General features: G+C 57.9%; 2 protein-coding genes and 1 pseudogene. 1 reads left to right on the forward strand and 2 read right to left on the reverse strand.

What is annotated here, in order from left to right:
• Nucleotides 1-165: pseudogene (locus tag DNK49_RS22855) on the forward strand (ISAs1 family transposase); the annotation flags it as partial.
• 38 nt (nt 166-203) lie between these two features.
• On the opposite strand, the gene DNK49_RS22860 reads toward DNK49_RS22855, so the two are convergent.
• Nucleotides 204-632, reverse strand: coding sequence for a hypothetical protein (locus DNK49_RS22860; protein ID WP_110530368.1), 429 nt, complete (start codon nt 630-632; stop codon nt 204-206).
• Nucleotides 633-641: 9 nt separating this feature from the next.
• Nucleotides 642-2,331, reverse strand: a 1,690-nt coding sequence (locus DNK49_RS22865; protein WP_165843423.1) for an RHS repeat domain-containing protein, incomplete at its 5' end; no start/stop codon positions are given.

Below are 2,331 nucleotides of genomic sequence, written 5' to 3' on the forward strand. Positions count from 1 at the left end.
GCCCATAACCTCGCGCTGGTCCGCCACATGGCCCTCAACCTCATCCGGCTCGATACCTCGATCAAGACCAGCATCAAGACCAAGCGACTGCTGGCGGCGACATCCGACGAGTTTCGTGCGGCATTGCAGGGCTTCGAAGCACCTGACGAGGATGACGATGAATGATAAATGCGTAGCTGCGGGAGCCCTGAGTGTATTGGGTCCTACGAGTTCTGATCATCAATCGATTCGAGTTGGAAATTCTGCGCCAGAACAATCACTGTCGCACCGTAGACGGGTTCAATTTCCATCAACCCCAACGTCCCATCCCGAATGCGATCCAGATTTTCAATTAACACTGGCCATTTCAAGTCATTGGAATCGGGTTCCCGCCCTCTCATCATGAAGAACAATCGCTTTGCAGTTTCCGATTCTTCCTCTGCAACGCCACTCGTACCAAATCGAGTCACCCGGTCAATAATGTTTGAGAGTCGCATTTCATTGACGACAAAGTCATCCACCCCTGTGGCGATAATCTGCTTTCGTTTTTCATCTTGCCACATACAGGTCACGTCGATCCGAACCTCTTTCTTTTCCGAATCAACGCGAATGGCATCAATAGTCGCCTCGACCAGAAAATCCCATTCACTCATAGCTTTTCCTTACTGCCTCGGCCAAGGCGAATAGTCACGGCCCGGATGTTCTCTGACGCCGCCTGGCCATTCGTGAACGTGCGGCCTGTCATAACCCTGATGTGGCTTATCGTAATCCCTGACAGGCTTACCGTCTGGACCATACTCTCGCGTCCGACGCTCTCCCTCTATCACCTGTCCAGGTTCGCCACGATTGGGGACATCCTTCTCCCTACCTGAACCTTGCTCGTACCAATTCCGAACCGTATCCGCAGCCCGCTCACACGCATTTGCAATGCTCTTGCCGATATCGCTGACCGCATCCCGGCAACCAGGCGTCAAAGCGCATCCGATTCCGCCAATGATTGCTACTCCGGGAAGCGTTTGTGCAAGCAATCCACTGGGATCCGTGTACGAAACCGGATTCCCTACAGCATAGGCATATAGATTGACGCCCCCCTCCTCCTCAATAGGATCCCTCGAGAGCCAGCGCGCTGTCTGGGAATCGTACGCCCGATACCGTGTCAGCCACAACCCACTGGACACGTGATGATGCATCCCCGCGTAACCGAACTCGCCCGGATACGAACCCGACACGCTGATCAGCCGACCATAAGGATCATAGTCGTGCGCCCCCATCAACGCCCCATCCCCTGCACGCACAAGCCCCCGGACTGAACCCAGGTGATCACGGACGTACACCAGACGACTGCCCTGCAAACGCCAGTGCTCACCCTCTTCAAAGTAATGGCGAAGCTCCACATCACTGCCGTTACGCGCCTGACACAGGGTCTGCCCGCACCACGCGTAGCGCGTCTCGCCCACCGTCACGAGCCCCGCTCGCTCTTCGATCACGCTGCGCCGACCCAATCCGTCATACACAAAATGACTGCTGCGCCCAGGGCTGCTCTTGTGACTCACTCCGATGAGCCGGTTCTCCGCGTCCCACTGATAGACCCGGATGGGATCTTCCAGACGATTGCCGTTGGCGTCGTACACATAGCCCGTCTGCGCAATCCGGTTGGTCACATCATGCGCGAAGACCTGCGAGCCGCCAGGCGCCTCGATGTGCGATACGTTGTCCGCCGCGTCGTATGCATAGTCGTATTGGGCCCCATCGCTACGATCGGCAACCCTCAGACGGCCCGCCGCATCGTAGTCGTAGGCCCACAGGGCGCTTTGACCCTCTACCGTTTCGACAATCCCATCAATGAGCTGCTCGGGTGCGCTGGCATAGGTGTAGCGTGGTGCCCCGCCTCCATGGTGACTCAGACGGTACAGACGACGGTCGCCTGCGTTGGCCTCGTAGATCAGGTCACGCCCGATTGGCGTCCCCAACAGACGCGCTGAAACCATCTGTTCGGTTTGCCCGAGGTAGGTGTAATCAAACTGCCCCAGGTCATTGCGGGTGCGGATGCGACGCCCCAGGGCGTCGTAATCATGCTGTTCGATGCTGCTGCCAACGCGCTGTTCGATCATACGGCCCAGGGCGTCATACGACCAGCTGACCGTGTCGTTGAGCCAGGGGCCGTCTTCGCCTGCCGCTTTCAAGGCGCCGAGGGCTCCCGGCTGGTGGTATCCAAACGTCGTTGTACCAGTTCCGTCCGTCATGGACACCAGCCGGGCGAACTCGGTATCCCACGTGTAACCCACTGCCGGCGTCGGATGCACTGCACCGCTGTACGACAGCCCGATCAGGCGATCGTCGAGCGCATATGTA

Origin of the sequence: Parazoarcus communis SWub3 = DSM 12120 (assembly GCF_003226565.1) — a bacterium.
GTDB classification, from domain to species: domain Bacteria; phylum Pseudomonadota; class Gammaproteobacteria; order Burkholderiales; family Rhodocyclaceae; genus Parazoarcus; species Parazoarcus communis.

Excerpts from the sequence above, each read along its gene's own strand:
- DNK49_RS22860 (WP_110530368.1), bottom strand. The coding sequence starts at position 632 with ATGAGTGAATGGGATTTTCTGGTCGAGGCGACTATTGATGCCATTCGC.